General features: G+C 66.9%; 19 protein-coding genes and 1 pseudogene. 10 read left to right on the plus strand and 10 right to left on the minus strand.

What is annotated here, in order from left to right; translation table 11 throughout:
- Nucleotides 1-38: 38 nt before the first annotated feature.
- On the minus strand, nucleotides 39-485 hold the full coding sequence (locus AC5O77_RS14665; protein WP_478058709.1) for a 3-dehydroquinate dehydratase: 447 nt from the start codon (nucleotides 483-485) through the stop codon (nucleotides 39-41).
- A 3-nt stretch (nucleotides 486-488) separates the two neighbouring features.
- Nucleotides 489-890: a hypothetical protein gene (locus tag AC5O77_RS14670; protein ID WP_021203742.1), complete on the minus strand. Its 402-nt coding sequence runs from the start codon at nucleotides 888-890 to the stop codon at nucleotides 489-491.
- Between the two features lie 249 nt (nucleotides 891-1,139).
- Between AC5O77_RS14670 and lepB the strand changes: the two genes are divergently transcribed.
- Nucleotides 1,140-1,766 carry a signal peptidase I gene (lepB, locus tag AC5O77_RS14675; RefSeq protein ID WP_293799083.1) on the plus strand — a complete coding sequence of 209 codons (627 nt, stop codon included), beginning with the start codon at nucleotides 1,140-1,142 and terminating at the stop codon, nucleotides 1,764-1,766.
- Between the two features lie 123 nt (nucleotides 1,767-1,889).
- On the plus strand, nucleotides 1,890-3,146 hold the full coding sequence (locus AC5O77_RS14680; protein WP_478058712.1) for an MFS transporter: 1,257 nt from the start codon (nucleotides 1,890-1,892) through the stop codon (nucleotides 3,144-3,146).
- A gap of 81 nt (nucleotides 3,147-3,227) precedes the next feature.
- Here the strand turns inward: AC5O77_RS14680 and AC5O77_RS14685 are convergent, their stop codons facing one another.
- Together AC5O77_RS14685 and AC5O77_RS14690 are read right to left on the minus strand one after the other, a co-directional pair.
- Nucleotides 3,228-4,136, minus strand: coding sequence for a LysR family transcriptional regulator (locus AC5O77_RS14685; RefSeq protein ID WP_478058713.1), 909 nt, complete (start codon nucleotides 4,134-4,136; stop codon nucleotides 3,228-3,230).
- A 429-nt stretch (nucleotides 4,137-4,565) separates the two neighbouring features.
- Nucleotides 4,566-5,534 carry a LysR family transcriptional regulator gene (locus AC5O77_RS14690; RefSeq protein ID WP_478058715.1) on the minus strand — a complete coding sequence of 323 codons (969 nt, stop codon included), beginning with the start codon at nucleotides 5,532-5,534 and terminating at the stop codon, nucleotides 4,566-4,568.
- A gap of 110 nt (nucleotides 5,535-5,644) precedes the next feature.
- On the opposite strand from AC5O77_RS14690, the gene aceB reads away from it, so the two are divergent.
- The 4 genes from aceB to AC5O77_RS14710 all read left to right on the plus strand — a co-directional run bounded on the left by aceB (nucleotide 5,645) and on the right by AC5O77_RS14710 (nucleotide 12,630).
- The gene (aceB, locus tag AC5O77_RS14695) at nucleotides 5,645-7,282 is read left to right on the plus strand and encodes a malate synthase A (RefSeq protein ID WP_478058716.1); all 1,638 of its coding nucleotides are present in this window, start codon (nucleotides 5,645-5,647) and stop codon (nucleotides 7,280-7,282) included.
- A gap of 64 nt (nucleotides 7,283-7,346) precedes the next feature.
- Nucleotides 7,347-8,648, plus strand: a complete 1,302-nt coding sequence (gene aceA, locus AC5O77_RS14700; protein WP_004153647.1) for an isocitrate lyase — start codon at nucleotides 7,347-7,349, stop codon at nucleotides 8,646-8,648.
- A 420-nt stretch (nucleotides 8,649-9,068) separates the two neighbouring features.
- Entirely contained in the window at nucleotides 9,069-10,109 is a 1,041-nt protein-coding gene (locus AC5O77_RS14705; RefSeq protein WP_478058718.1) for a GGDEF domain-containing protein, read from the plus strand.
- Between the two features lie 16 nt (nucleotides 10,110-10,125).
- A complete protein-coding gene (locus AC5O77_RS14710) occupies nucleotides 10,126-12,630 on the plus strand; it encodes a putative peptide modification system cyclase (protein WP_478058720.1) in 2,505 nt (834 codons plus the stop codon).
- A gap of 16 nt (nucleotides 12,631-12,646) precedes the next feature.
- Here the strand turns inward: AC5O77_RS14710 and AC5O77_RS14715 are convergent, their stop codons facing one another.
- Nucleotides 12,647-12,937: an NHLP-related RiPP peptide gene (locus AC5O77_RS14715; protein WP_050509795.1), complete on the minus strand. Its 291-nt coding sequence runs from the start codon at nucleotides 12,935-12,937 to the stop codon at nucleotides 12,647-12,649.
- A 164-nt stretch (nucleotides 12,938-13,101) separates the two neighbouring features.
- Here AC5O77_RS14715 and AC5O77_RS14720 point away from each other — a divergent pair, with 164 nt between their 5' ends.
- The gene (locus tag AC5O77_RS14720) at nucleotides 13,102-14,280 is read left to right on the plus strand and encodes a putative peptide maturation dehydrogenase (protein ID WP_478058722.1); all 1,179 of its coding nucleotides are present in this window, start codon (nucleotides 13,102-13,104) and stop codon (nucleotides 14,278-14,280) included.
- Between the two features lie 48 nt (nucleotides 14,281-14,328).
- On the opposite strand, the gene AC5O77_RS14725 is transcribed toward AC5O77_RS14720, so the two are convergent.
- Nucleotides 14,329-14,670 (minus strand): NHLP-related RiPP peptide, encoded by a 342-nt coding sequence (locus AC5O77_RS14725; RefSeq protein WP_080355176.1) that lies wholly within the window; start codon nucleotides 14,668-14,670, stop codon nucleotides 14,329-14,331.
- A gap of 32 nt (nucleotides 14,671-14,702) precedes the next feature.
- Nucleotides 14,703-15,017 (minus strand): NHLP-related RiPP peptide, encoded by a 315-nt coding sequence (locus tag AC5O77_RS14730; protein WP_080355175.1) that lies wholly within the window; start codon nucleotides 15,015-15,017, stop codon nucleotides 14,703-14,705.
- Nucleotides 15,018-15,255: 238 nt separating this feature from the next.
- On the opposite strand from AC5O77_RS14730, the pseudogene AC5O77_RS14735 reads away from it, so the two are divergent.
- Nucleotides 15,256-15,348 (plus strand): annotated as a pseudogene (locus AC5O77_RS14735) (nitroreductase family protein); the annotation flags it as partial.
- 69 nt (nucleotides 15,349-15,417) lie between these two features.
- On the opposite strand, the gene AC5O77_RS14740 reads toward AC5O77_RS14735, so the two are convergent.
- The 3 genes from AC5O77_RS14740 to AC5O77_RS14750 are packed head-to-tail and all read right to left on the minus strand — an operon-like array spanning nucleotide 15,418 to nucleotide 20,211.
- Nucleotides 15,418-17,418 (minus strand): acetyl/propionyl/methylcrotonyl-CoA carboxylase subunit alpha, encoded by a 2,001-nt coding sequence (locus AC5O77_RS14740; RefSeq protein ID WP_478058724.1) that lies wholly within the window; start codon nucleotides 17,416-17,418, stop codon nucleotides 15,418-15,420.
- An 8-nt stretch (nucleotides 17,419-17,426) separates the two neighbouring features.
- Nucleotides 17,427-19,037, minus strand: a complete 1,611-nt coding sequence (locus tag AC5O77_RS14745; RefSeq protein WP_478058726.1) for a carboxyl transferase domain-containing protein — start codon at nucleotides 19,035-19,037, stop codon at nucleotides 17,427-17,429.
- Nucleotides 19,038-19,047: 10 nt separating this feature from the next.
- Nucleotides 19,048-20,211 carry an isovaleryl-CoA dehydrogenase gene (locus AC5O77_RS14750; RefSeq protein ID WP_065724118.1) on the minus strand — a complete coding sequence of 388 codons (1,164 nt, stop codon included), beginning with the start codon at nucleotides 20,209-20,211 and terminating at the stop codon, nucleotides 19,048-19,050.
- Between the two features lie 160 nt (nucleotides 20,212-20,371).
- Between AC5O77_RS14750 and AC5O77_RS14755 the strand changes: the two genes are divergently transcribed.
- Nucleotides 20,372-20,980: a TetR/AcrR family transcriptional regulator gene (locus tag AC5O77_RS14755; protein WP_012509748.1), complete on the plus strand. Its 609-nt coding sequence runs from the start codon at nucleotides 20,372-20,374 to the stop codon at nucleotides 20,978-20,980.
- A 205-nt stretch (nucleotides 20,981-21,185) separates the two neighbouring features.
- Nucleotides 21,186-21,704 (plus strand): c-type cytochrome, encoded by a 519-nt coding sequence (locus tag AC5O77_RS14760; RefSeq protein ID WP_005407662.1) that lies wholly within the window; start codon nucleotides 21,186-21,188, stop codon nucleotides 21,702-21,704.
- Nucleotides 21,705-21,738: the final 34 nt, after the last annotated feature.

Below are 21,738 nucleotides of genomic sequence, written 5' to 3' on the forward strand. Positions count from 1 at the left end.
TGTGTAGCGTCGAGCCATGCTCGACTCTACAAACAACGTTACGTCCCCACGTGCACCCGGTTCGCCTGCTCGGCCAGGCCCAGGTGATCCAGCGCGATATCCAGCGCCAGCACATAACTCTGCGCGCCATACCCAGCAGCGATGCCCAGCCGCTGACCGACACCCGCCGGCAGGCACGGCTCGGCCACCGCGTCGTCGTCATGCACTTCCACGTAGGCGTTGTGCAGGTAGGGCAGCAGCCGCTGCAGGCGCAGGCTGTTGGCACACGCACCCGGATCCAGCAGGGTCACCTCGCCGCGGCTGTGGTCGGCCACGCGCAGCGCGTCCAGCAGTTCCTGTTCCGAACCACAGGCACGGATCGCCACACTGGTACCGGCGTCGATCGCGCGATGCACCAGCGACTTCAGTACCGGCGCCGGCAGCGGCATTGCTGTGCGGATCAACGCACCGGACGCTTCCGGGCCACGGATGATGAAGATCGACATGGCTCAGCCCTCCTGTGCCAGGCGGCGGCCGACGATGGCCAGCGACAGCGGATACCCGGCCTGCTGGCTGCGCTGGTCGACCACTACCGCGGCAGGACCATGCTGCAGGCGCAGGCGCGCATCCAGGCCGGGTTCGCTGGGTGACTGCAGTTCGATGTACTGCGCCGGCAACCGTTCCAGCGCCGCCTGCAGCGCGCCGCCCTCGGCCTGCCATTGCGCCTCGTCGGCCACGCCGACATCCAGCAGCACCCAGTCGGCCGAGCGCGCCTGCGGCTGGCACAGGCACTGGCGCACTTCAGACAGGCTGGCGCAGTCGCTGCACAGCACGCGATGGCCGGCCAACTGTGCCGGCAGCTGCGGACGCGGCGCCGACGAAGATGCGTGGCGGATCACCAGGAGGGTCATACAACACCTTGCGGAATGCGCCCTGCGGCGCGGTGGGCACACGATGCGCGTGGTGGCCGTAAAGGTGCGATGCCCGCTGCCGGGGCGCAGCGTAAAACCTGCGTAACCCGTGCATCGGTAGCGCCGGGCCATGCCCGGCGGATTGCCGGAACCACCGCGCTGCGCGCTCGCCGGCATGGCCCGGCGCTACCGGGAACCTCCTGCGCCCGAATGTGGTCTGATAGCGCTACCACTTGCTCGGAGCCTGTCATGGATGCTGTTGCCCGCCCCCCGTTTTCCGAACGCGCGCTGGTCTGGCTGAAGAAGGAGGCGCTGCCGCTGCTGGTGATGCTGGGCCTGCTCGCCGCCGCCCGCGATACCCTCGCCAACCACTACGTGGTGCCCAGCGGCTCGATGCAGCCGACCCTGCAGCCCGGCGACCGGGTGGTGGTGGACATGCGCGCCTATGGCCTGCGCCTGCCGTTTACCGGCAAGGAACTGATGGCGACCGGCACCCCGCAGCGCGGCGAAGTGGCGGTATTCGACTCGCCGGCCGACGGCACCCGCCTGATCAAGCGCGTGGCGGCGGTGGCCGGTGACCATGTGCAGATGCGCGAGGGCCATCTGAGCATCAACGGCCAGCCGCTGCAGATCGCCGACCTGCAGGACGTGGAAGCCTTCGGCGAGCGCCGTGCCCGCCTCGACCTGGACATGGGCGGCGGTCCGGACATCGCTGACCTGGTGGTACCGGCCGGCAAGGTGCTGGTGCTGGGTGACCACCGCGGCAACAGCTTCGACGGTCGCTTCTTCGGCTTCGTTGACGCCGACAAGCTCTACGGCCGCGCCGTGGCGGTGTACTACCGTCGTGGCGACGGTTTCGAGTGGCAGCGTCTGTAAGCTGAATTGATACTTCTTATGTATCAATCCTGACCTACCAGGTTATGGATCGACTGGATCGACGGGCCTAGTCTGAGGCCCGTTCCCTCCCACGCCCGGCCGCCCCACCGGCCCATCGATCCCATGACTGGCGAAACCGCGGCGGCCGTCGAACGCCGCCCCCCCACTGTCGATCCCATCGCCGAGACCCGCATCCAGCAGGGCACGCCAGCCTTCCGCCGCACCGCGCTGGCGCTGTTCCTGGCCGGCTTTTCCACCTTCGGCCTGCTGTACACCGTGCAGCCGCTGCTGCCGGAGTTCAGCCGTCACTTCGGCGTGTCCGCCGCCGGCAGCGCGATGTCGCTGTCGTTGACCACCGGCACGCTGGCGGTGGCGATGCTGCTGGCCGGCCTGCTCTCCGACGCGGTTGGCCGCCGCCCGATGATGATCGCCGCGCTGCTGGCCTCGGCCACGCTGTCGCTGTGCACGGCGCTGGTGGATGACTGGACCACGCTGCTGGTGCTGCGCACGCTGCTCGGCCTGGCGTTGAGCGGCGTGCCGGCAGTGGCGATGACCTACCTTGTCGAGGAAATGGACAGCCGCGCGCTGGGCCTGGCGATGGGCCTGTACATCGGCGGCAACGCCATCGGTGGCATGAGCGGGCGCCTGCTGGCCGGCATCATCGCCGACCACTGGGGCTGGCGCTGGGGCATCGGCGTGGTTTCGATCATCGCCATCGCCAGTACCGTCCTGCTCTGGCTGCAGCTGCCGCCGTCGCGCCACTTCTACCCGCGCCGCGATGGCCTGCGCCAATTGCCGTCGCGCTGGCGCACGCTGTTCGCCGACCCGGGCCTGCCGTGGCTGTTCGCCACCTCGTTCGTGCTGATGGGTGTGTTCGTCACCCTCTACAACTACCTCGGGTATCACCTGCTGGCGCCGCCGTACCACCTCAGCCAGACCGTGGTCGGACTGATCTTCAGCGTGTACCTGGTGGGTACCTTCAGTTCGGCGTGGATGGGCCAGCAGGCCACGCGCTACGGTCGCGGCCGCATCCTGTCGATCTCGTTCGCACTGATTGGTGCCGGCATCGTGCTGTTGGCGATGCCGTGGCTGAGCACGATGGCACTCGGTATCGCGCTGGTGACGTTCGGCTTCTTCGGCGGTCACTCGGTGGCCAGCAGCTGGGTCGGCAGCCGCGCTGGCGCGATGCGCGCCGAAGCCTCGGCGCTGTACCTGTTCGCCTACTACCTGGGTTCGAGCGTGCTCGGTGGTGTAGGCGGCCTGGCCTATGCGGCGTGGGACTGGCTGGGTGTGTGCCTGTTCGCCGCCGTGCTGACCCTGATCGGCGGTGGCATCGTCTGGGCGCTGCAGCAGCGCGCCCCGCAGCCGGTGACGGCGTGAACCAACGCATACGGTAGTGCCGGCCGCTGGCCGGCAACCCCACTTGGGTCCGCATGCCGGCCAGCGGCCGGCACTACCGGGCTACCCTTCCGCGAACGCCTCGCGCAGCAGACCAGCAAAATTGCGGATCAGCGGCGTCACACCCTCGCGATGCCACGCCAGCTGCACTTCCGAATGCGCCCCGGCATCGGCCAGCGCCACGAAGCGCGCGCCTTCCACCCGGATGTGGTCGCACGACGACGGCAGGATCGCCGCACCCAGGCCAGCAGCGGCCAGACTGATCAGCGTCGATGCCTCACCGGCTTCCTGCACGATGCGCGGAGTGAACCCGGCAGCCGCACACAGCGCGATCATGTGGTCGTGGATGCCGGCACCGGCACTGCGGCGGAACGCCACGAACGGCTCCTGCGCGAAGTCGCGCAGCGACAGCGTGCCCTGCTTCGACAGTCTGCGCAGGGCAGGGTGATCGGCATGCACGATCAACGCCAGCGGATCGACGAACAGGCTGTACGCCACCAGTTCCGGCGGCAACGCACGCTTGCGGATGATGCCCACGTCCAGGCTGCCATCGAGCAGCGCATCGATCTGCTGCAGGGTGTTCATCTCGCTCAGCTGCAGCCGCACCTGCGGGAACTGCTGGCGGTAGCGCAGGATCGAACGCGGAATCTGCGGTGACAGCGGCGTGGCGCGGGTCAGCCCGATACGCAGCTCACCCTGCTCGCCGCGCTGGGCACGCTGCACCTCGTCCACCGCAGCCTCGACCTGCTGCACGATGGCGCGTGCACGTTCCTGCAGTAGTTCACCGGCAGGCGTCAGCTGCACACGACGATGGCTGCGCACGAACAGGCGCGCACCGATCAGATCTTCCAGCTGGCGGATCTGCTGGCTGAGCGGCGGCTGCGACATGCCCAACCGCTCCGCCGCCTGGCCGAAGTGCAGCGTGTCGGCGACGGCAAGGAAGTAACGCAGATGGCGGAGTTCGATGGACATGGGTCCAGTCTAGCCAGACCGGCACCGGGCTTGTCGCCTTCTTCGATCGCTTTTCCGCCAGTCGAGCATGGCTCGACTCTACAAAATCCGGTTTCGATCATTTGCAGCGGGGGTCAGAGCCCATTGCGCAGCAACGGGATCCGACCCCGACAGATCGCGGGAATCTGTCAGAGGCGGGACGGCGTGGGTGGGCAGGACCGTTGGCGCCATGGATGGCGCCATCGAGCCCCCATGGGTGAGGGCGCTTTGCTTGCGAAGCACTGCTTCGCAAGCGCCCGAACGCACAGCCGCCAGCGGCTGGGCCGGACCGCGGAGCGGGGTTTACGGCGTGTCCTGCCCACCCACGCCGCCCCGCCATCCCACGGATAGCCCGCTGTTGCCGTTGCTTCGGCTTCGGCAGGTGCAGGGCGCAGCCCTGCCGAACACCCCTCACCGCTCGGAATGCCCGCTCTGGTCGTAGTCGCGCGGACTGAACAACTCCGGCTGGATCAGCTCCACAAACGCCCGCGCCTGCGCCGACAGCGCCTTGCCTCGCCGCACGATCACCCCGTAGCTGCGCTCCGGGAACCAGCGCTTCATCGACCGCGCCGCCAGCCGCTCGCGGTCAGCCTCGTTCAGGCACAGCGCCGGCACGATGGAAATGCCCATGCCCATCGCCACGTACTGCTTGATCACCTCCCAGCCACCCACCTCCAGCGCCACGGTGTAGGCGATGCGGTGGCGCTGGAATACCTGGTCGACCAGCCGGTAGGTGATCTGCCGCTTCGGCGGTAGCACCAGCGGAAAACGCGCGATGTCGGCCAGTTCCAGCTCGCCACCGCTGGCCAGCGGATGGTCGTGCGGCGCGATCAGCACCTGCTCGAAACGGTAGGCCGGTGCGTAGCTGAGATCGGCCGGCACATCAGTCATCGAGCCGATCGCCAGGTCGGCGGCATCCTCGCGCAGCAGGTCGGTGCCATCGGCACTGATCGCGTTGTGCAGGGTCAGGCGCACGTCCGGATGGTGCAGGCGGAAGCGTTCGACGATCTTCGGCAGCAGGTACAGGATGGTTGAACTGTTGGCGGCGATGTTCAGCTCGCCCGCGTCCAGGCCGCGCACCTTGTCGCGGAAGCGCGCCTCCAGCCCGTCCAGGCTCTCCACCAGCGGCTGTGCCATTTCGTAGAGCAGCTGGCCCTCGCGGCTGGGCACCAGGCGGCGCCCGCTGCGCTCGAACATCGGCACCCCCAGCTCTCGCTCCAAGGCCTGCAACTGCAGGCTGATGGCCGGCTGGCTGACGAAAAGCGCCTCAGCCGCCCGTGAGACCGAGCCCAGGCGCACGGTCTGGCAGAACGCGCGCAGCGGCTTCAACCGGTCGGATTTGTAAGAAAAACGCGGACTTGGCGGGGGGCGTGTGCTCATCGTGTCACAAGTATTAGCACAACTTATGTAGAGCATTGCAAAAACTGTTTTGCCAAATACTCGGCGCCGACGGCACCGTGGAGGCGTTCCCCCACCGCTGGAGTCGCCCCATGTCTGCCGTCGCTTCCGCTGTTCCCACCCCCGCCAGCAAGGCCACCCCCGGCATCGCCCTGGCGACCCGCGTGGCCGGCCAGGACACCCTGCTGCCGGCGCCGCTGCTGGCCCTGCTGGTGTCGCTGCACCGCGCGGTGGAACCGGGCCGGCAGGCACGGCTGCAGGCCCGTCGGGAGCGTCAGGCGTTCCTCGACCAGGGCGGCCTTCCGGACTTCCGCGAAGACACCACCGCGATCCGCAGCGGCGACTGGCGTGTTGCCCCGCTGCCGGCCGCGCTGCAGGACCGCCGCGTCGAGATCACCGGCCCGACCGACCCGAAGATGGTCATCAACGCGCTGAACTCCGGCGCCAAGGTGTTCATGGCCGACTTCGAGGATTCGACCTCGCCGACCTGGCGCAACCTGCTGGCCGGGCAGCAGTCGCTGGCCGCCGCGGTGCGTGGCGATCTCGAGTACACCGCACCGGCATCCAACGGGAAGGCCGGCAAGCACTACACCTTGCGCCCGTTCGACGAACAGGCAGTGCTGATCGTACGTCCGCGCGGCTGGCACCTGGACGAGAAGCACGTGTGCATCGATGGCCAGTTCATCGCTGGTGGCCTGTTCGACGCGGCGGTGTTCGCCTTCCACAACGCCCGCACCCTGCAGGCCAAGGATCGCGGCCCGTACTTCTACCTGCCCAAGCTGCAGAGCATGGAAGAGGCGGCGCTGTGGGAGACCGCGCTGTCGCACATCGAAGGCATGCTCGGCCTGCCGCACGGCCAGATCAAGGTGACCGTGCTGATCGAAACGCTGCCGGCGGTGTTCGAGATGGACGAGATCCTGCACGCGCTGCGTGACCGCATCGTCGGCCTGAACTGCGGGCGCTGGGACTACATCTTCTCGTACCTGAAGACCTTCCGCCGCCATGCCGACCGCGTGCTGCCCGAACGCGGCCAGGTGACCATGACCCAGCCGTTCCTGAAGGCGTACTCGGAGCTGCTGATCCAGACCTGCCACCGCCGCGGTGCGCATGCGATGGGCGGCATGGCTGCGCAGATTCCGATCAACAACGATGCCGCCGCCAACGAACAGGCGATGGCTCGGGTGCGCGCCGACAAGCTGCGCGAAGTCAGTGCCGGCCACGACGGTACCTGGGTCGCGCACCCGGCGCTGATTCCGGTGGCGATGGCGATCTTCGACGAGCACATGCCCGGCCCGAACCAGCACAGCGTGCTGCGCCAGGATGTGCGTGTTGGCCGCGATGAACTGATCGCGCGGCCGCCGGGCACCATCACCCGTGCCGGCTTTGAGGGCAACGTGGAAGTCTGCGTGCGCTATCTGGCGGCGTGGCTGGATGGCAACGGCTGCGTGCCGATCCACCACCTGATGGAGGACGCGGCCACCGCCGAGATCAGCCGCAGCCAGCTGTGGCAGTGGCTGCATACGCCGGGCCAGCAGCTGGACGATGGCACTGCGATCGACCTGGCGCTGCTGGATTCCACCCTGTCGCAGCTGCCGGCACGGCTGGGCGATACCGCCGCGCTGCCCGGTGGCACACGCATCGGCGAGGCCATCGCCCTGCTCGGCGAACTGAGCCGCAGCGACGAACTGACCGATTTCCTGACCCTGCCGGCCTACGCGCGCATCGACTGACCGACTGCCCGCAATTCCGCCGTTTCCCTCCCCGCTGCACGCACGAACCGAACTGGAGAAAGACATGAGCAAGCTGCCCACTGCCGAACAGATCCAGCACGACTGGGATACCAACCCGCGTTGGGAAGGCATCCAGCGCAACTACAGCGCCGCCGACGTGGTGCGCCTGCGCGGCACCGTCCACATCGAGCATTCGCTGGCCCGCCTGGGCGCAGAGAAGCTGTGGGCGTCGCTGCATGAGCGCGAGTTCGTCAACGCGCTGGGTGCGCTGACCGGCAACCAGGCCATGCAGCAGGTCAAGGCCGGCCTGAAGGCGATCTACCTGTCCGGCTGGCAGGTGGCGGCCGACGCCAACCTGGCCGGGCAGATGTACCCGGACCAGTCGCTGTACCCGGCCGATTCGGTGCCGGCGGTGGTCAAGCGCATCAACAACACGCTGCTGCGCGCCGACCAGCTGCACCACGCCGAAGGCAAGGACGACATCGACTTCCTGCAGCCGATCGTGGCCGATGCGGAAGCCGGTTTCGGCGGCGTGCTCAACGCCTTCGAACTGATGAAGGCGATGATCGAAGCCGGCGCCGCTGGCGTGCATTTCGAAGACCAGCTGGCCTCGGTGAAGAAGTGCGGTCACATGGGCGGCAAGGTGCTGGTGCCGACCCGCGAGGCCATCGAGAAGCTCAACGCTGCGCGCCTGGCCGCCGACGTGCTGGGCGTGCCGACCCTGCTGGTGGCGCGTACCGATGCCGAGGCCGCGGATCTGCTGACCAGCGACATCGATGGCAATGACAAGCCGTTCGCTACCGGCGAGCGTACCGTTGAGGGCTTCTACAAGACCCGCAACGGCCTGGACCAGGCGATCAGCCGTGGCCTGGCCTATGCGCCCTACGCCGACCTGGTGTGGTGCGAGACCGGCAAGCCGGACCTGGAGTTCGCGCGCAAGTTCGCCGAGGCGATCCATGCGAAGTTCCCGGGCAAGCTGCTGGCCTACAACTGCTCGCCCAGCTTCAACTGGAAGAAGAACCTGGACGACGCCACCATTGCCAAGTTCCAGCGCGAGCTGGGCAGCTACGGCTACAAGTTCCAGTTCATCACCCTGGCCGGCTTCCATGCATTGAACTACGGCATGTTCAATCTGGCCCACGGCTATGCACGTCGACAGATGAGCGCGTTCGTGGAACTGCAGGAAGCCGAGTTTGAAGCGGCCGAGCGCGGCTTCACTGCGGTCAAGCATCAGCGTGAGGTTGGCACCGGCTACTTCGATGCGGTGACCCAGGCGATCCAGCAGGGCCAGTCGTCGACCACCGCATTGACCGGTTCGACCGAGGAAGAGCAGTTCCACGGCGGGCGCAGCGAACGCGCGGCGTGATGCGGTAGTGCCGGCCGCTGGCCGGCAACCACGTGATCCTTCGGGCACCACAGGGAAGCCGGCCAGCGGCCGGCGCTACCGAAGCCTCGAAATCCGATCAGGGTGGCCAGGGAAGGGCCAGACAACGCCGGCCGGTCGGGGGACCTGCCGGCGTTGTTGTATCGATGCAAGGGAGCAGCGCGCAGCCAGCGTCAATCAGGCGCACCCCCGCGTGCCGGCAACTTGGCCGAAAGCCTGTGAAACCCAGCATCGGATTGATCCAGCAGGGGTTTTGCCCGGACACCCGTGACCAGAACGGGCCACCACCGATCTTCACATCAATCAAGATCGGCAGACGGGTCAAAATGAGATAGGGCGCACACTTTAAAGCGGTGCTATGCTCCGCGGCTCACCAGGGGACGCTGGCGGCGGGTGCAGGGAATGACCGGCAGGGGTGCGGCCGAGAACAGTGATGTGACGTCAGGTATCGCCCGGGTGGCGATGGCCGAGATCGTGCACGCGCTGCTTTCCGCTGCCGAGGTTGCATTGTTCGCCAGATATGCCCGTCCATGCAAGCTTCATGCCGGACAGTGGTTGTTCCAGCGTGGTCATCGCGGCGAACGGATGTATGTGATCCTCCAAGGCCAGATAGAACTGGACTTCGGCGAGGACCTGGTGATCAAGACGCTCGGCCAGCATGAGTTCTTCGGTGAGCTTGGCCTGCTGGTCGGCGATCACCTGCGCAGCGCCAGTGCACGCGCGCTGGCCGACTGTGAAGTACTGGAGCTGGGCCCGGCCGACTTCCATCGCCTGGTGGAATCCGATCCCGGCCTGGTCGCCTACTTCCTGCGCCGTACGATCATGCGCGTGCTGACCAACGAGCAGGCGCTGATCAGCCAGCTGCGCCGGCGCAACCACGATCTGGAAACCGCGCTGGACAACCTGTACATCACCACCCACCAGTTGACCCACACCCGTGAACTGGTACGTACCGATGAACTGACCGGGCTGCACAACCGTCGTGGCCTCACCCTGTACCTGCAGGAATGCCGCGCCGATGGCGAAGGGTTGCCGCAGGCACTGCTGCTGATCGACTGCGACCGCTTCAAGCAGATCAATGATCGCCACGGCCACCAGGCCGGCGACCGTGTACTGCAGAGCATGGGCAACATCCTGCGCTCGATGGCCGGCGAACAGGACCTGGCCTGCCGCCTCGGCGGCGATGAGTTCTGCCTGATCCTGCGCCGTGGCAACCATGAGATCGTGCAGCACGCGGCCGAGTTCATCCTCAGCGCGGTGCATGGCCTGCTCGAACGCAGTCATGGCACGCCGCACGTCAGCCTGGTCAGCATCGGTGCCAGCCTGCTGGCGCCGGAGGCGGGCTGGAGCGAGTGGTACGCCAACGCGGACCGCGCGCTGTACAAGGCCAAGCGCGATGGTGGCAACTGCCTGCGCTGGGCGGATGCAGCGGACATACCTTGATCGGGAGAGACCGGCGATGAATGGCGACAACGGAACGTCGACGCCGCACAACCAGCAACTACGTGCGCTGCTGTTCACCGATTTGTGTGATTCGCTGCTGCTAGTCGAACGCATCGGCGATGTTGCTGCCGCCGAGCTGTTCCAGGAACACGACCGCTTGGTGCTGGCGCTGCAGCAGCGCTGGCACGGCCAGCTGATCGACCGCTCCGACGGATTGTTCATGCTGTTCGAGCGCCCGATTGATGCGCTCGGATTCGCCCTGGATTACCAGCGTGGCCTGCAGCCGCTGGGGCAGGCGCGTGATCTCCGACTGCAGGCGCGGGCCGGGTTGCACGTGGGTGAGGTCATCCTGTGGAACAACAGCTCGGAATCGATCGCGCTTGGAGCCAAGGCTGTGGAGGTGGAGGGCCTGGCCAAGCCGATGGCCGCGCGCCTGATGCAGTTGGCTCCCCCCGGACAACTGCTGATGTCGGTGGCTGCTGAATCGGTGGTGCGCCGTGCAGCGACGGAGCTGGGTGAACTGGGCGGTCGCCTGCAGTGGAGGTCATTCGGTCGCTGGCGCTTTCGCGGTGTGGCGCAACCGATGGAAGTGCTGGGCGTGGCGGTGGCGGGGAAGGGCATGCTTTCCCGGCCGCGTGCCAGCGACAAGGCGCGCCCTGATGTTCCGGTCTGGCGGCGTCCGCTGGCGATGGCCGCGCAGGCGGCCCTGATTGTCTCTGTCGGGCTGGGCCTGTGGCTGCTGGCCCGACCACAGCCGGCGATTGCCTTCGCCGAACGCGACTGGGTGGTGATGGCCGATGCGCGCAACCTGACCGATAACCCGGTCCTGGACGACGCCCTGAACCAGGCGTTGCGCATCGGGCTTGAGCAGTCGCGTTACGTAAACGTGATCAGCGACATGAAGGCGCGCGACACCATGGCGCGCATGTTGATGCCAGAAAACACCGAGATCGATCGTGCGGCCGCTGTCCAGATCGCAATGCGCGATGGCGCGCGCGCGGTACTCGATCCCTCGATCCGTGAGGTACACGGCCAGCTGCGTGTGGCCGTCGATGTCGTCAATCCTGCCACTGGCGAGACCGTCTACTCGGTTTATTCCGATGGCAAAGGCCTGCCTTCCGCGCTGACCTCCAGTGACCAAGTGGTGGTGCAATTGCGATCGCGGTTGGGCGAAGCGATGGCGCAGATCGGCAAGACATCGGCACCGTTGCCGCAGGTGGCAACAGCCAACCTCGACGCACTGCATGCCTACGCACGCGGACAGCTTGCCTATGGCCGCGGACAGACCGAGTCGTCGTTGAAATTTTTCCAGATCGCAACGCGCATTGATCCTGACTTCGCCATGGCCTATGTCGGGCAGATGCGATCGATGTTCAGCCAGGGCCAACTGGAGGACGCGCGCGGTTTGCTGACCAAGGTCAGGACGCTGCGTCATCGGCTGAGCACGCGTGAGGGCCTGTATCTGGATGCATGGCAGGTGGAGCTGGAGTCCGGTTCTGAATCCGCCGCTGGCGAGGCCTGGAAGGTACTGGCCGATCTGTATCCGGATCATCACGGGGCCAGCGTCAACCATGGTCTGGCCGAGTTCGTGCTGGGCCACTACGAAAAGGCGGAGCAGGCCGTTGCCCATGCCAACGTGGAGCAGAACCCGTTGCGCAGCGTGACGCTGGAGCTGCTCGGGCGCATCCAGTTGGCACGGGGAAAGGTCGATGAGGCGGTAGCAACGCTGCATCGTGCCATGCAGCTCGCCGAAGGTCGCCCGAACCGGCAGCTGGTTGCGGCGCTGGCCGTGTCCGGGCGAAATGCAGAGGCCAGTGCAGTGCTGGCGCGGTTGCCGGAGAACGGGCCGGGACGGTGGCTGGAAGGGACTTCACTGGCCATTGATGAGGGGCGATTCGAGGAGGCGTTGGCAGCCTCGGTCGCGTCCGCAGGCCGGTGCAATGGCGGTCCCTTCGTATGTGATCTGCTGGGCACGGTCAATTTGGCTGTTCACGCCGCGGCGGCTCGATGCGTAGCGCCACGCGACTTCGCAACGCAGGCCAGCGCGCTGCTGCGGAATGCGGCACGCCCCGAAAACGGTGAACGCGGACAGTATCTGTATTTCGCTGCGGCCAGCTTGTATGCGGCACAGCGCTTGGGCCTGCAATCCTCGATCGGCCGGCAGGTGGCCGAGCTTGACGTATTGGCGGCCGACGCCGTCGACCCACGTGCGCGCCAGTTGGCGGCGGTGGTCAAGGCCAATGCGTTGCATCTGTCCGGTGACAGCGCGCAGGCAATCAAGATGCTGCAGGCGATGGTTGATGGCAGCGAGCTGTTCCAGGTCCACAGCGTGCTGGCAGCGGCCTACGCCGCACAGGGCGCGATACAGGAGCAGCAGTCGCAGCTGGACTGGATGCGTCGGCACCGCGGGCGCGCCTATACCGAATTCGCAGGCTCGTCCGTGTTGCAGGCATTGAATGTAGGCGACAGCCAGCGTGGGCCATCACGCCCGGGATGCGCCCTCTCACCGGACGCATCCTGAGCGATCAGCACCAAGGTCAGGGCGTCGGCGCCTGCGAACCGTCGATGAAGCAATGCGGATGGCTGAACACCGCGCGCTCGGTCAGCTGCTGCACCAGATTGTCGCGTGCAGCGGCCAGATCTTCATTGGAGGCCAGGTCGGCGGACAGCATGCAGCCCTGCGCGGCGGCACCCGCCTCGGCACTGATCTGCTGCAGGGCTGTTGCCGGGTCCTGCTTGAATGCTGTGCGGAAGTCTGCGTCGGTGGTGAGCAGATCAAGCAGCGTGGTGGCGTCAGCGAGGGACAGTGGGGATTTGCGGTTGGTCATGAGCGTGGGATCCAAGGAGACAGGGAAGGTCGAACAAGTGGCGCGTGCCTTTGACCGTAGTCATAGCGGCGCGGATCGATGGGTCTTGAACGCGGTACTGGGCCATACTTACCCAGCTCCACCGGCAGCACATTGCCGGAATCCCATTTGCCACAGGAACGTCGATGACCTCTTCGCGGTACCGCCGATGCCACGCGCTGGCTGTTGTTCCCGATGAACAACCATCGTTCTCCCTGAACAGCCTGCTGGCTGGTGGAACCGGTGTGGAGTTCGTGCAGCAGTTGCAGGTGCGTGCTGCCCATCTCGATCAGCCTGTGACGCTCGATGCCGACACTTGTGCGTTGCTGTTGCAGACCAGCGCGGAGCGCTGGCAGGTCTTGCCGGATGACCTGCAGAACCGCGCCCGAGTCGCATCGCTGCTGGAGGCAGGGTTGCTCATCGCCGAGGAGGGCGCGCCCGAGGCGGCGCGACAGGCCGACCAGCGTGTTCGCGACGGTCACTGGTGGGCGTTGTCGGCCATCCATCATCGCCATTCCCGCTGGGCGGGCGTAGACAGTGCCGGCGATATGGAGAAGCACCGGATGGTGACCGCGCAGGACCTGGTGCAGCAGCTCGGCAAGCCACCGGCCGAAGCGCCGGAACGGCAGCCGGGGGCCATCGCTCTGCCGGTCGCGGCACCCGATGCCGTGGCGCAGCTGCTGGCTTCACGTACCACCTGCCGCAACTACGCCGGGGACAAGCCGCTATCGCTGGAGATGCTGGCTGGCATGATGCAGCACGTGCTGATGGCGCAGGCACAGGTGGAAACCGAACCCGGCGTGCGCTTCCTGAAGAAGAACGTGCCGTCCGCAGGTAGCCTGCATCCGCTGGAAGCGTACGTGATTGCACGCAATGTCGATGGCCTGCAGCCGGGGTTGTACCACTACCACGCCGTGGCTCACGAGCTGGCATGGCAGCAGGCACAGCCTGCCCTGCTGGACGATTTCTGCCTGCGCCTGTTATCGGGCCAGCACTGGTTCGCTTCGGCCCACGCCATGGTGGTGCTGGTCTGCCGTTTCGGTCGCAACTTCTGGAAGTACCGCAATCACGCCAAGGCCTATCGCGCCGTGAGCCTGGATGTCGGCCATGTATCGCAGGCACTGTATACAGCGGCCACGGCCAATGGACTGGGCGGCTTCGTCACCGCGGCGATCAATGAGATGGAGATCGAGTCACTGCTGGGGTTCGACCCGATGGTCGACGGCGCAATGGCGGTGTGCGGATTCGGTTGGCGTGCGCAGAGCATGACCACGGCGGAGCTGGACCCTGCGGGGCATGTCTGGAAGCGCGAAGCCCGCGATTGAACAAGCCCGGCAGGGCGCTGGAGTACCCAGCGCCCCTTGTCGGGTGCATTACTGGATGATGCGGTGGACGTGACCGGCTTCGAAGGTGAAGACCACGGTCATGGATGCGCGGTGGCTGGAGAGATAGTTCACCAGGGCATCGCGCGCCTGACTCAGCTCTTCCTTGCTGGCCAGCTTGCCGGTGCTCAGGCAGGGCGGCACCTGCGCCATCGAGTCGAATGCCAGGCCGATCTGCCGGCAGGCCTGCAGCGGGTTCCTGCTGAACTGCGCACGGAACACATCATCGCTGCACAGGCGGTCGAGCAGGGCAATGGCGGTTTGCGGCTCAAAGCGCGGCGACTCGGTGGTGGTGTGTTCGCTGGAGAACCGGGTACGAGTGGATGGCAACATCGAATCTACCTCTGAAGTGGATTGAGGGGCGTTCAAGCGGCCTGCGGTACGGCGGAGTGGTGCACGCTTCCCTGCAGATGCCCGGATTCGAACATGAAGGGGACATTGAATGCGGCGCGCTGGGCCAGGAGCGCGGCGATCTGCTGGCGCACCTGTTGGAACTCTTCCTTGCTGGCCAGGACGTTGTGGATGGCGCAGGGGCTTGTGCCGGACTGTGCCTGCAGCCCATGCCGCGCCATCGCAGCGCCGGCATCGGCTGTGAACTCTGCGCGGAAGGCGTCGTCAGAACACAGCAGGTCGAGCAGCCGACCGGCATTAACAGTGGTCATCGGGGACTTTGCGGACATCGGAAACACTCCTTGTGGGTCAATGTCCGCCGATTAGACCACGTGTGACTACAGCGAGCGTGCCGCAGCGCAGCGTCAAGCAAGGCGCGCCGAGCCGGTACAGGCCAGTGGTCCTGCTGGGCATGGCACCGTGGTTCCAGAAACGTTGGAAGAGCGCACCGGAGATGCCAGCTTGACGTTCCTGCGACACAGTTTCAGGGCGGTGCCCAGGTCGGAGGCGTCGTCGGCGACCTGGCCCATCGAGCACGAATTTGGCCTAGATCCTCGTTCCGAGGGCGTCCTCGCCGTATGCGGTTTTGGCTGGCGCGCCCCGACCATAACCACGACCTAACTGGACCCGGCAGGTGTGATCTGGAATCCCGAGGACCGCGCGGTCTGAACCCGCGCGGCCCCCGCCACATCACGCCGCTTCGAAGTCCACCAGCACCGCACCATCACCCACCTGGTCGCCGGCCTTGGCGCGGTAACCCTTCACCGTGCCGTCTGCCGGTGCCTGCAGGGTGTGCTCCATCTTCATCGCTTCCAGCACCACCAGCGGCGTGCCGCGCTTGACCTCGGTACCGGCCGCGACCAGTGTCGCGACGATCCTGCCCGGCATCGGCGCCAGCAGGCTGCCGGCATCGGCCACGGCATGGTCCGATTCGCCCACCGGATCGTGCAGGGTGAAGCGGTGCTGGCCATCGGCGCCGAACAGATACAGCTGGTCGCCTTCGCGCAGCAGCTGCGGTGACCAGCGGCGCTCGCCCAGCTGCACGGTCAGATGCTGCGCATCGGCCGTGCCAAGCACCTGCACCGGCGCGGCGTCATCGCGCTGCACGCGCCAACCATCGGCCTGCGCCCACACCTTCAGTGTTTGCTTGCGTTCGCCCTGCTGCAGCGGCAGCACGCGCGGTGCCGATGCGCCGAGGCGCCAGCCGTCCTGGGCCTGCCACGGCGAATGCGGATCGCGCGCGTCGGTGCTGGCGCCGCCCGTGCTTGCAACCGCAGCCACCGCAGCCAGCTGCCACAGGGCATCATCCGTGTCGCCCACTGCACTCAATGCCGCCTGTTCGCGTTCGATCAGCGCGGTATCCAGCCTGGCATGTGCGAACGAATCGGTGTTCACCAGGCGGCGCAGGAAGCCGGCATTGGTGGTCACGCCCACCACCTGGCAGTCCGCCAGCGCCTGGCTCATGCGGCGCAGGGCGGCATCGCGGTCCACGTCCCAGACGATCAGCTTGGCGATCATCGGGTCGTAGTACGGGGTGATGCTGTCGCCTTCCTCCACGCCGGTATCCACGCGCACATGGGCCGACGGGGTCGGCAGGCGCAGGCGGCGCAGGGTGCCGGTGGAGGGCAGGAAGCCCCGGTCGGCATCTTCGGCATACAGGCGCGCTTCGATGGCGTGGCCGTGGATCGCCAGCTGTTCCTGGCGCAGCGGCAGCGGCTGGCCCGAGGCCACGCGCAGCTGCCACTCCACCAGGTCGGTGCCGGTGATGTACTCGGTCACCGGGTGCTCGACCTGCAGGCGGGTGTTCATTTCCATGAAGTAGAAATCGCCGTCCGGGCCGGCGATGAACTCCACCGTGCCGGCACCGACGTAGCCCACCGCGCGCGCGGCATCGACTGCCGCCTTGCCCATTGCAGCACGACGTTCTGCGCTCATGCCCGGCGCCGGCGCCTCTTCCAGCACCTTCTGGTGGCGGCGCTGCACCGAGCAGTCGCGCTCGAACAGATAGACCGCCTCACCGTGGCTGTCGCCGAACACCTGGATCTCGATATGGCGTGGGCGCTCGACGTACTTCTCGACCAGCACATGGTCGTTGCCGAACGCCGAGGCCGCCTCGCGCTGGCAGCTGGCTAGTGCATCGACGAAGTCCTCGCTGCGCTCGACCTTGCGCATGCCCTTGCCACCGCCACCGGCGCTGGCCTTGATCAGCACCGGGTAGCCGATGCCATCGGCCTGCGCGCGCAGGAAGTCCGGCGCCTGCTGGTCACCGTGGTAGCCCGGCGTCAGCGGTACACCTGCCTTGGCCATCAGCGCCTTGGCCGCGCTCTTGTCGCCCATCGCGCGGATGGCGCTGGCCGGCGGCCCGATGAAGGTGATGCCGGCGGCGGCGCAGGCATCGGCGAAGTCGGCGTTCTCGGACAGGAAGCCGTAGCCGGGGTGGATCGCCTGTGCGCCGGTCAGGCGTGCGGCGTCGAGCAGGGCATCGCTGCGCAGGTAGCTCTCACGCGCGGCCGCCGGGCCGATGTGGAAGGCTTCGTCGGCCAGCCGCACGTGGCGTGCGTTGCGGTCGGCATCGGAATACACCGCCACGGTGGCGATGCCGAGGCGGCGGCAGGTGGCGATGACGCGGCAGGCGATCTCGCCGCGGTTGGCGATCAGGACTTTGGTGAACATGGCAACAGGCTCGGTCATGGCACGGGTTACATGCGGAACACGCCGAAGCGCGTCTGCTGCGGGGCGGCGTTGAGGCTGGCCGACAGCGCCAGGGCCAGCATGCGGCGGGTGTCGGCCGGATCGATCACGCCGTCATCCCACAGGCGCGCGCTGGCGTAGTACGGATGGCCCTGCTGCTCGAACTGGTCGCGGATAGGTGCCTTGAATGCATCTTCCTCCACTGCCGGCCACTGGCCGCCCTTGGCTTCGATGCCATCGCGCTTGACCGTGGCCAGCACGCTGGCGGCCTGTTCGCCGCCCATCACGCCGATGCGCGCGTTCGGCCACATCCACAGGAAGTTCGGCGAGTACGCGCGGCCGCACATGCCGTAGTTGCCGGCACCGAACGAACCACCGATGACCACGGTGAACTTGGGCACCTTGGCGCAGGCCACGGCCATCACCAGCTTGGCGCCGTCCTTGGCGATGCCGCCCTGTTCGTACTTGCGGCCGACCATGAAGCCGGTAATGTTCTGCAGGAACACCAGCGGGATGTTGCGCTGGGTGCACAGCTCGATGAAGTGTGCGCCCTTCAGTGCCGACTCGGAGAACAGGATGCCGTTGTTGGCGATGATGCCGATCGGGTAGCCGTTCAGATGGGCGAAGCCGGTGACCAGGGTTGCACCGTAGCGCGGCTTGAACTCATCGAAGCGCGAGCCATCAACCAGGCGCGCAATGACCTCGCGCACGTCGTAGGGCTTGCGCGTGTCGGCCGGGATCACCCCGTACAGATCGTGTGCCGGCAACAGTGGTTCCTCGTTGGCCTGCACCGCCATCGCCGGCTCCGGCTTGCGCCAGTTCAACTGCGCGATGATCGCGCGCACCCGTGCCAGCGCCTGCAGGTCGTTGTCGGCCATGTGGTCGGCCACGCCGGAAATGCGCGTGTGCACGTCGGCACCGCCCAGTTCCTCGGCCGTCACCACTTCACCGGTGGCCGCCTTCACCAGCGGCGGGCCGCCGAGGAAGATGGTGCCCTGCTCGCGCACGATCACCGTCTCGTCGCTCATCGCCGGTACGTAGGCACCGCCGGCGGTGCAGCTGCCCATCACGCAGGCGATCTGCGGGATGCCCTGCGCGGACAGATTGGCCTGGTTGTAGAAGATGCGGCCGAAATGATCGCGGTCCGGGAACACCTCATCCTGCAGCGGCAGGAAGGCGCCACCGGAATCGACCAGGTAGATGCACGGCAGATGGTTCTGCTCGGCGATCTCCTGCGCGCGCAGGTGCTTCTTCACCGTCATCGGGTAGTAGGTGCCGCCCTTGACCGTGGCGTCGTTGGCCACGATCACGCATTCCACGCCACTGACCCGGCCGATGCCGGCCACCACCCCGGCGGCGGGCACGGCGTCTTCATACATGCCATGCGCGGCCAGCGGCGCGATTTCCAGGAAGGCGCTGCCCGGATCGAGCAGGGCGTCGATGCGATCACGCACCAGCAGCTTGCCGCGTGCGGTGTGCTTGGCGCGTGCGGCTTCGCTGCCACCCAGCGCGGTGCGGGCGAGGGTGGCGTGCAGGTCATCGACCACGGCCTGCATGGCCGCGCGGTTGCTTTCAAACGTTTCGCTGCCCGGTTGCAGCTGGCTGTTCAGGACGGTCATCGCGGTGGCCTTACAGGGTGCGCTGGAACAATTCGCGGCCGATCAGCATGCGGCGGATCTCCGAAGTGCCGGCGCCGATTTCATACAGCTTGGCGTCGCGCCACAAGCGGCCGGTCGGATATTCGTTGATGTAGCCGTTGCCGCCCAGGATCTGGATCGCCTGGCCGGTCAGCCAGGTGGCCTTCTCGGCGGCGTACAGAATGGCACCGGCGGCATCCTGGCGGGTGGTGCGGCCCTGGTCGCAGGCGCGCGCCACGGCATAGACGTAGGCGCGGCACGCACCCAGGCCCACGTACATGTCGGCGATCTTGGCCTGGATCAGCTGGAAGCTGCCGATCGCTTCACCGAACTGGTGGCGCTCGTGCACGTAGGGCATGACCACGTCCATGGCCGCGGCCATCAGGCCCAGCGGGCCACCGGACAGCACCACGCGCTCGTAGTCCAGGCCGGACATCAGCACGCGCACGCCGCCACCGACCTGGCCCAGCACATTCTCTTCCGGTACTTCGCAATCCTGGAACACCAGCTCGCAGGTGGGCGAGGAACGCATGCCCAGCTTGTCCAGCTTCTGCGCGGTGGAGAAGCCCTTCATGCCCTTCTCGACCAGGAACGCGGTGATGCCCTTGGCGCCGGCGGCCATGTCGGTCTTGGCGTAGACCACCAGCACGTCGGCGTCCGGGCCGTTGGTGATCCACATCTTGTTGCCGTTGAGCACGTAGCGGTCGCCGCGCTTGTCGGCGCGCAGCTTCATCGACACCACGTCCGAACCGGCACCCGGCTCGCTCATCGCCAGCGCGCCGACCATGCTGCCGTTGCACAGGCCGGGCAGGAAGCGCTGCTTCTGCTCTTCGTTGCCGTTCTTGCGCAGCTGGTTCACGCACAGGTTGGAGTGCGCACCGTAGGACAGGCCGATGCCGCCGGAGGCGCGCGAGATCTCTTCCATCGCCACCACGTGGGCCAGGTAACCCATGCCGGTGCCGCCGTATTCTTCTTCCACGGTGAGCCCGAGCAGGCCCTGTTCGCCCAGCTTCGGCCACAGTGCCAGCGGGAACTGATTGGTGGCGTCGGCTTCGGCGGCCAGCGGTGCGACCTCGGCGGCGGCAAAATGGGCCACGCTCTGGCGCAGCAGGTCGATGTCTTCGCCAAGGTCGAAGTTCAGGGATGGCACGTGCATTGTGGTGGCTCCACGACGGGATTGCAGGGAATGGACGCACCCGGCGGGGAGCGGGCGGCGGTTTCAGGGACCGCCACCCGCACGGGCGATTGGGCCCCAGCGTAGCGGGGTTCGGGAAAGAAGTGAATACAAATTCAACAATTGAATCTAGAATCAAAACATGGCCTACAAACGCTCCGCACTGATGGAAGAACGCCTGGCCGGGGTCCGCGAACGGATCCTGCTGGCGACCCGTGAACGGGTCGCCGCCGGCGGATGGCGCAACGCCCCGGTGACCGCTGTGGCAACCCAGGCGGGGGTGTCCACCGGCCTGATCTACCGGCACTTCCCGTCCAAGGCCGAGCTGTTCGTGGAGGTGCTCAACGCCGCCGTGGCCCACGAGGTGGCGATCATGGAGCGCATCGCCAGCGGCCCGGAGGTGGCCAGCGAGCGCCTGCGGCTGGCGATCACCGCCTTCGTCCGCCGTGCCTTGGCTGGGCCGGGGCTGGCGCACGCCTTCATCGTTGAACCGGTCGATCCGGAGGTGGAAGCCGAGCGCATGCGCGGTCGCCGCGCCTTCGGCGACGTGTTCCTGCGGCTGGTGGAGGAGGGCGTGGCGGCCGGTGAGCTGCCGGCGCAGGACGCGCATGTGGCCGCCGCCTGCCTGGTCGGCGCCTTCACCGAAGCGATGGTCGGCCCCACCGCGCCCAGCCGGGAAGCACACCGCGACGAAGACGCGCTGGTGGACGCGATCTGCAGCTTCTGCCTGCGCGCGATCGGCGCCCGGTAATCCGGTAGAGCCGGCCGCTGGCCGGCTTCTGCACGATCCATCCGGCGGGCTGGCGATGCCGGGCAGCGGCCGGCACTACCGGGTCCGCATGCTGCGCCGCACCAGCAGTGACGCCTGTTGTCGCACGCAAAGCGCGTTCTATACTCGGTCCATCACGCAGTCGCTCAGCCGTGGTCCAACGACTATCAGCCAGGGGTAACGAAGAGTGCGGAATTACGATCTGGAGTTCCTGAAACGCTTCTCCATGGTGATCGCGCTGCTGGCGACCATCACCCTCGGCCTCATCCTCCTTGCCGCTTACATCCACACCCGGATTCCGCCCGAGGTGTCGCCGACCGCGGCCAAGCGCACCGAACAGCGCATCTCGCCCACCGGCGCGGTCTATGCCGGCAGCACCGGCGCCGCCGCGCAGGCTGCGGCCAAGGCCGCCGCGCTGGCCAAGGCCGCCTCGCAGGTGGCCTACGGCGGCACCAAGGACGGCAAGGTCATCTTCGACAACCTGTGCACCGCCTGCCACACCACCGGCGTGGGCATGGCGCCGACGCTGGACCATTCGCACTGGGACAAGCGCATCGCACAGGGCAAGGACACTCTCTACAAGCACGCCATCGAGGGCTATACCGGTCCGGATGGCGGCATCATGCCGCCCAAGGGCGGCAACCCGGCGCTGACCGAGGAACAGATCCACGCCACCGTGGACTGGATGCTGGGCAACCTGAAGTAACCGGTAGTGCCGGCCCTGTCTCTTATACACATCT

The sequence above is a fragment of the Stenotrophomonas sp. INTA L402-1 genome (assembly GCF_059295135.1).

Excerpts from the sequence above, each read along its gene's own strand:
- AC5O77_RS14705 (WP_478058718.1), top strand. The coding sequence starts at position 9,069 with ATGACCGGCAGGGGTGCGGCCGAGAACAGTGATGTGACGTCAGGTATC.
- AC5O77_RS14670 (WP_021203742.1), bottom strand. The coding sequence starts at position 890 with ATGACCCTCCTGGTGATCCGCCACGCATCTTCGTCGGCGCCGCGTCCG.
- AC5O77_RS14710 (WP_478058720.1), top strand. The coding sequence starts at position 10,126 with ATGAATGGCGACAACGGAACGTCGACGCCGCACAACCAGCAACTACGT.
- AC5O77_RS14680 (WP_478058712.1), top strand. The coding sequence starts at position 1,890 with ATGACTGGCGAAACCGCGGCGGCCGTCGAACGCCGCCCCCCCACTGTC.
- AC5O77_RS14715 (WP_050509795.1), bottom strand. The coding sequence starts at position 12,937 with ATGACCAACCGCAAATCCCCACTGTCCCTCGCTGACGCCACCACGCTG.
- AC5O77_RS14750 (WP_065724118.1), bottom strand. The coding sequence starts at position 20,211 with ATGCACGTGCCATCCCTGAACTTCGACCTTGGCGAAGACATCGACCTG.
- AC5O77_RS14740 (WP_478058724.1), bottom strand. The coding sequence starts at position 17,418 with ATGACCGAGCCTGTTGCCATGTTCACCAAAGTCCTGATCGCCAACCGC.
- AC5O77_RS14690 (WP_478058715.1), bottom strand. The coding sequence starts at position 5,534 with ATGAGCACACGCCCCCCGCCAAGTCCGCGTTTTTCTTACAAATCCGAC.
- AC5O77_RS14725 (WP_080355176.1), bottom strand. The coding sequence starts at position 14,670 with ATGTTGCCATCCACTCGTACCCGGTTCTCCAGCGAACACACCACCACC.
- aceB (WP_478058716.1), top strand. The coding sequence starts at position 5,645 with ATGTCTGCCGTCGCTTCCGCTGTTCCCACCCCCGCCAGCAAGGCCACC.
- lepB (WP_293799083.1), top strand. The coding sequence starts at position 1,140 with ATGGATGCTGTTGCCCGCCCCCCGTTTTCCGAACGCGCGCTGGTCTGG.
- AC5O77_RS14665 (WP_478058709.1), bottom strand. The coding sequence starts at position 485 with ATGTCGATCTTCATCATCCGTGGCCCGGAAGCGTCCGGTGCGTTGATC.
- AC5O77_RS14730 (WP_080355175.1), bottom strand. The coding sequence starts at position 15,017 with ATGTCCGCAAAGTCCCCGATGACCACTGTTAATGCCGGTCGGCTGCTC.
- AC5O77_RS14745 (WP_478058726.1), bottom strand. The coding sequence starts at position 19,037 with ATGACCGTCCTGAACAGCCAGCTGCAACCGGGCAGCGAAACGTTTGAA.
- aceA (WP_004153647.1), top strand. The coding sequence starts at position 7,347 with ATGAGCAAGCTGCCCACTGCCGAACAGATCCAGCACGACTGGGATACC.
- AC5O77_RS14685 (WP_478058713.1), bottom strand. The coding sequence starts at position 4,136 with ATGTCCATCGAACTCCGCCATCTGCGTTACTTCCTTGCCGTCGCCGAC.
- AC5O77_RS14720 (WP_478058722.1), top strand. The coding sequence starts at position 13,102 with ATGACCTCTTCGCGGTACCGCCGATGCCACGCGCTGGCTGTTGTTCCC.
- AC5O77_RS14755 (WP_012509748.1), top strand. The coding sequence starts at position 20,372 with ATGGCCTACAAACGCTCCGCACTGATGGAAGAACGCCTGGCCGGGGTC.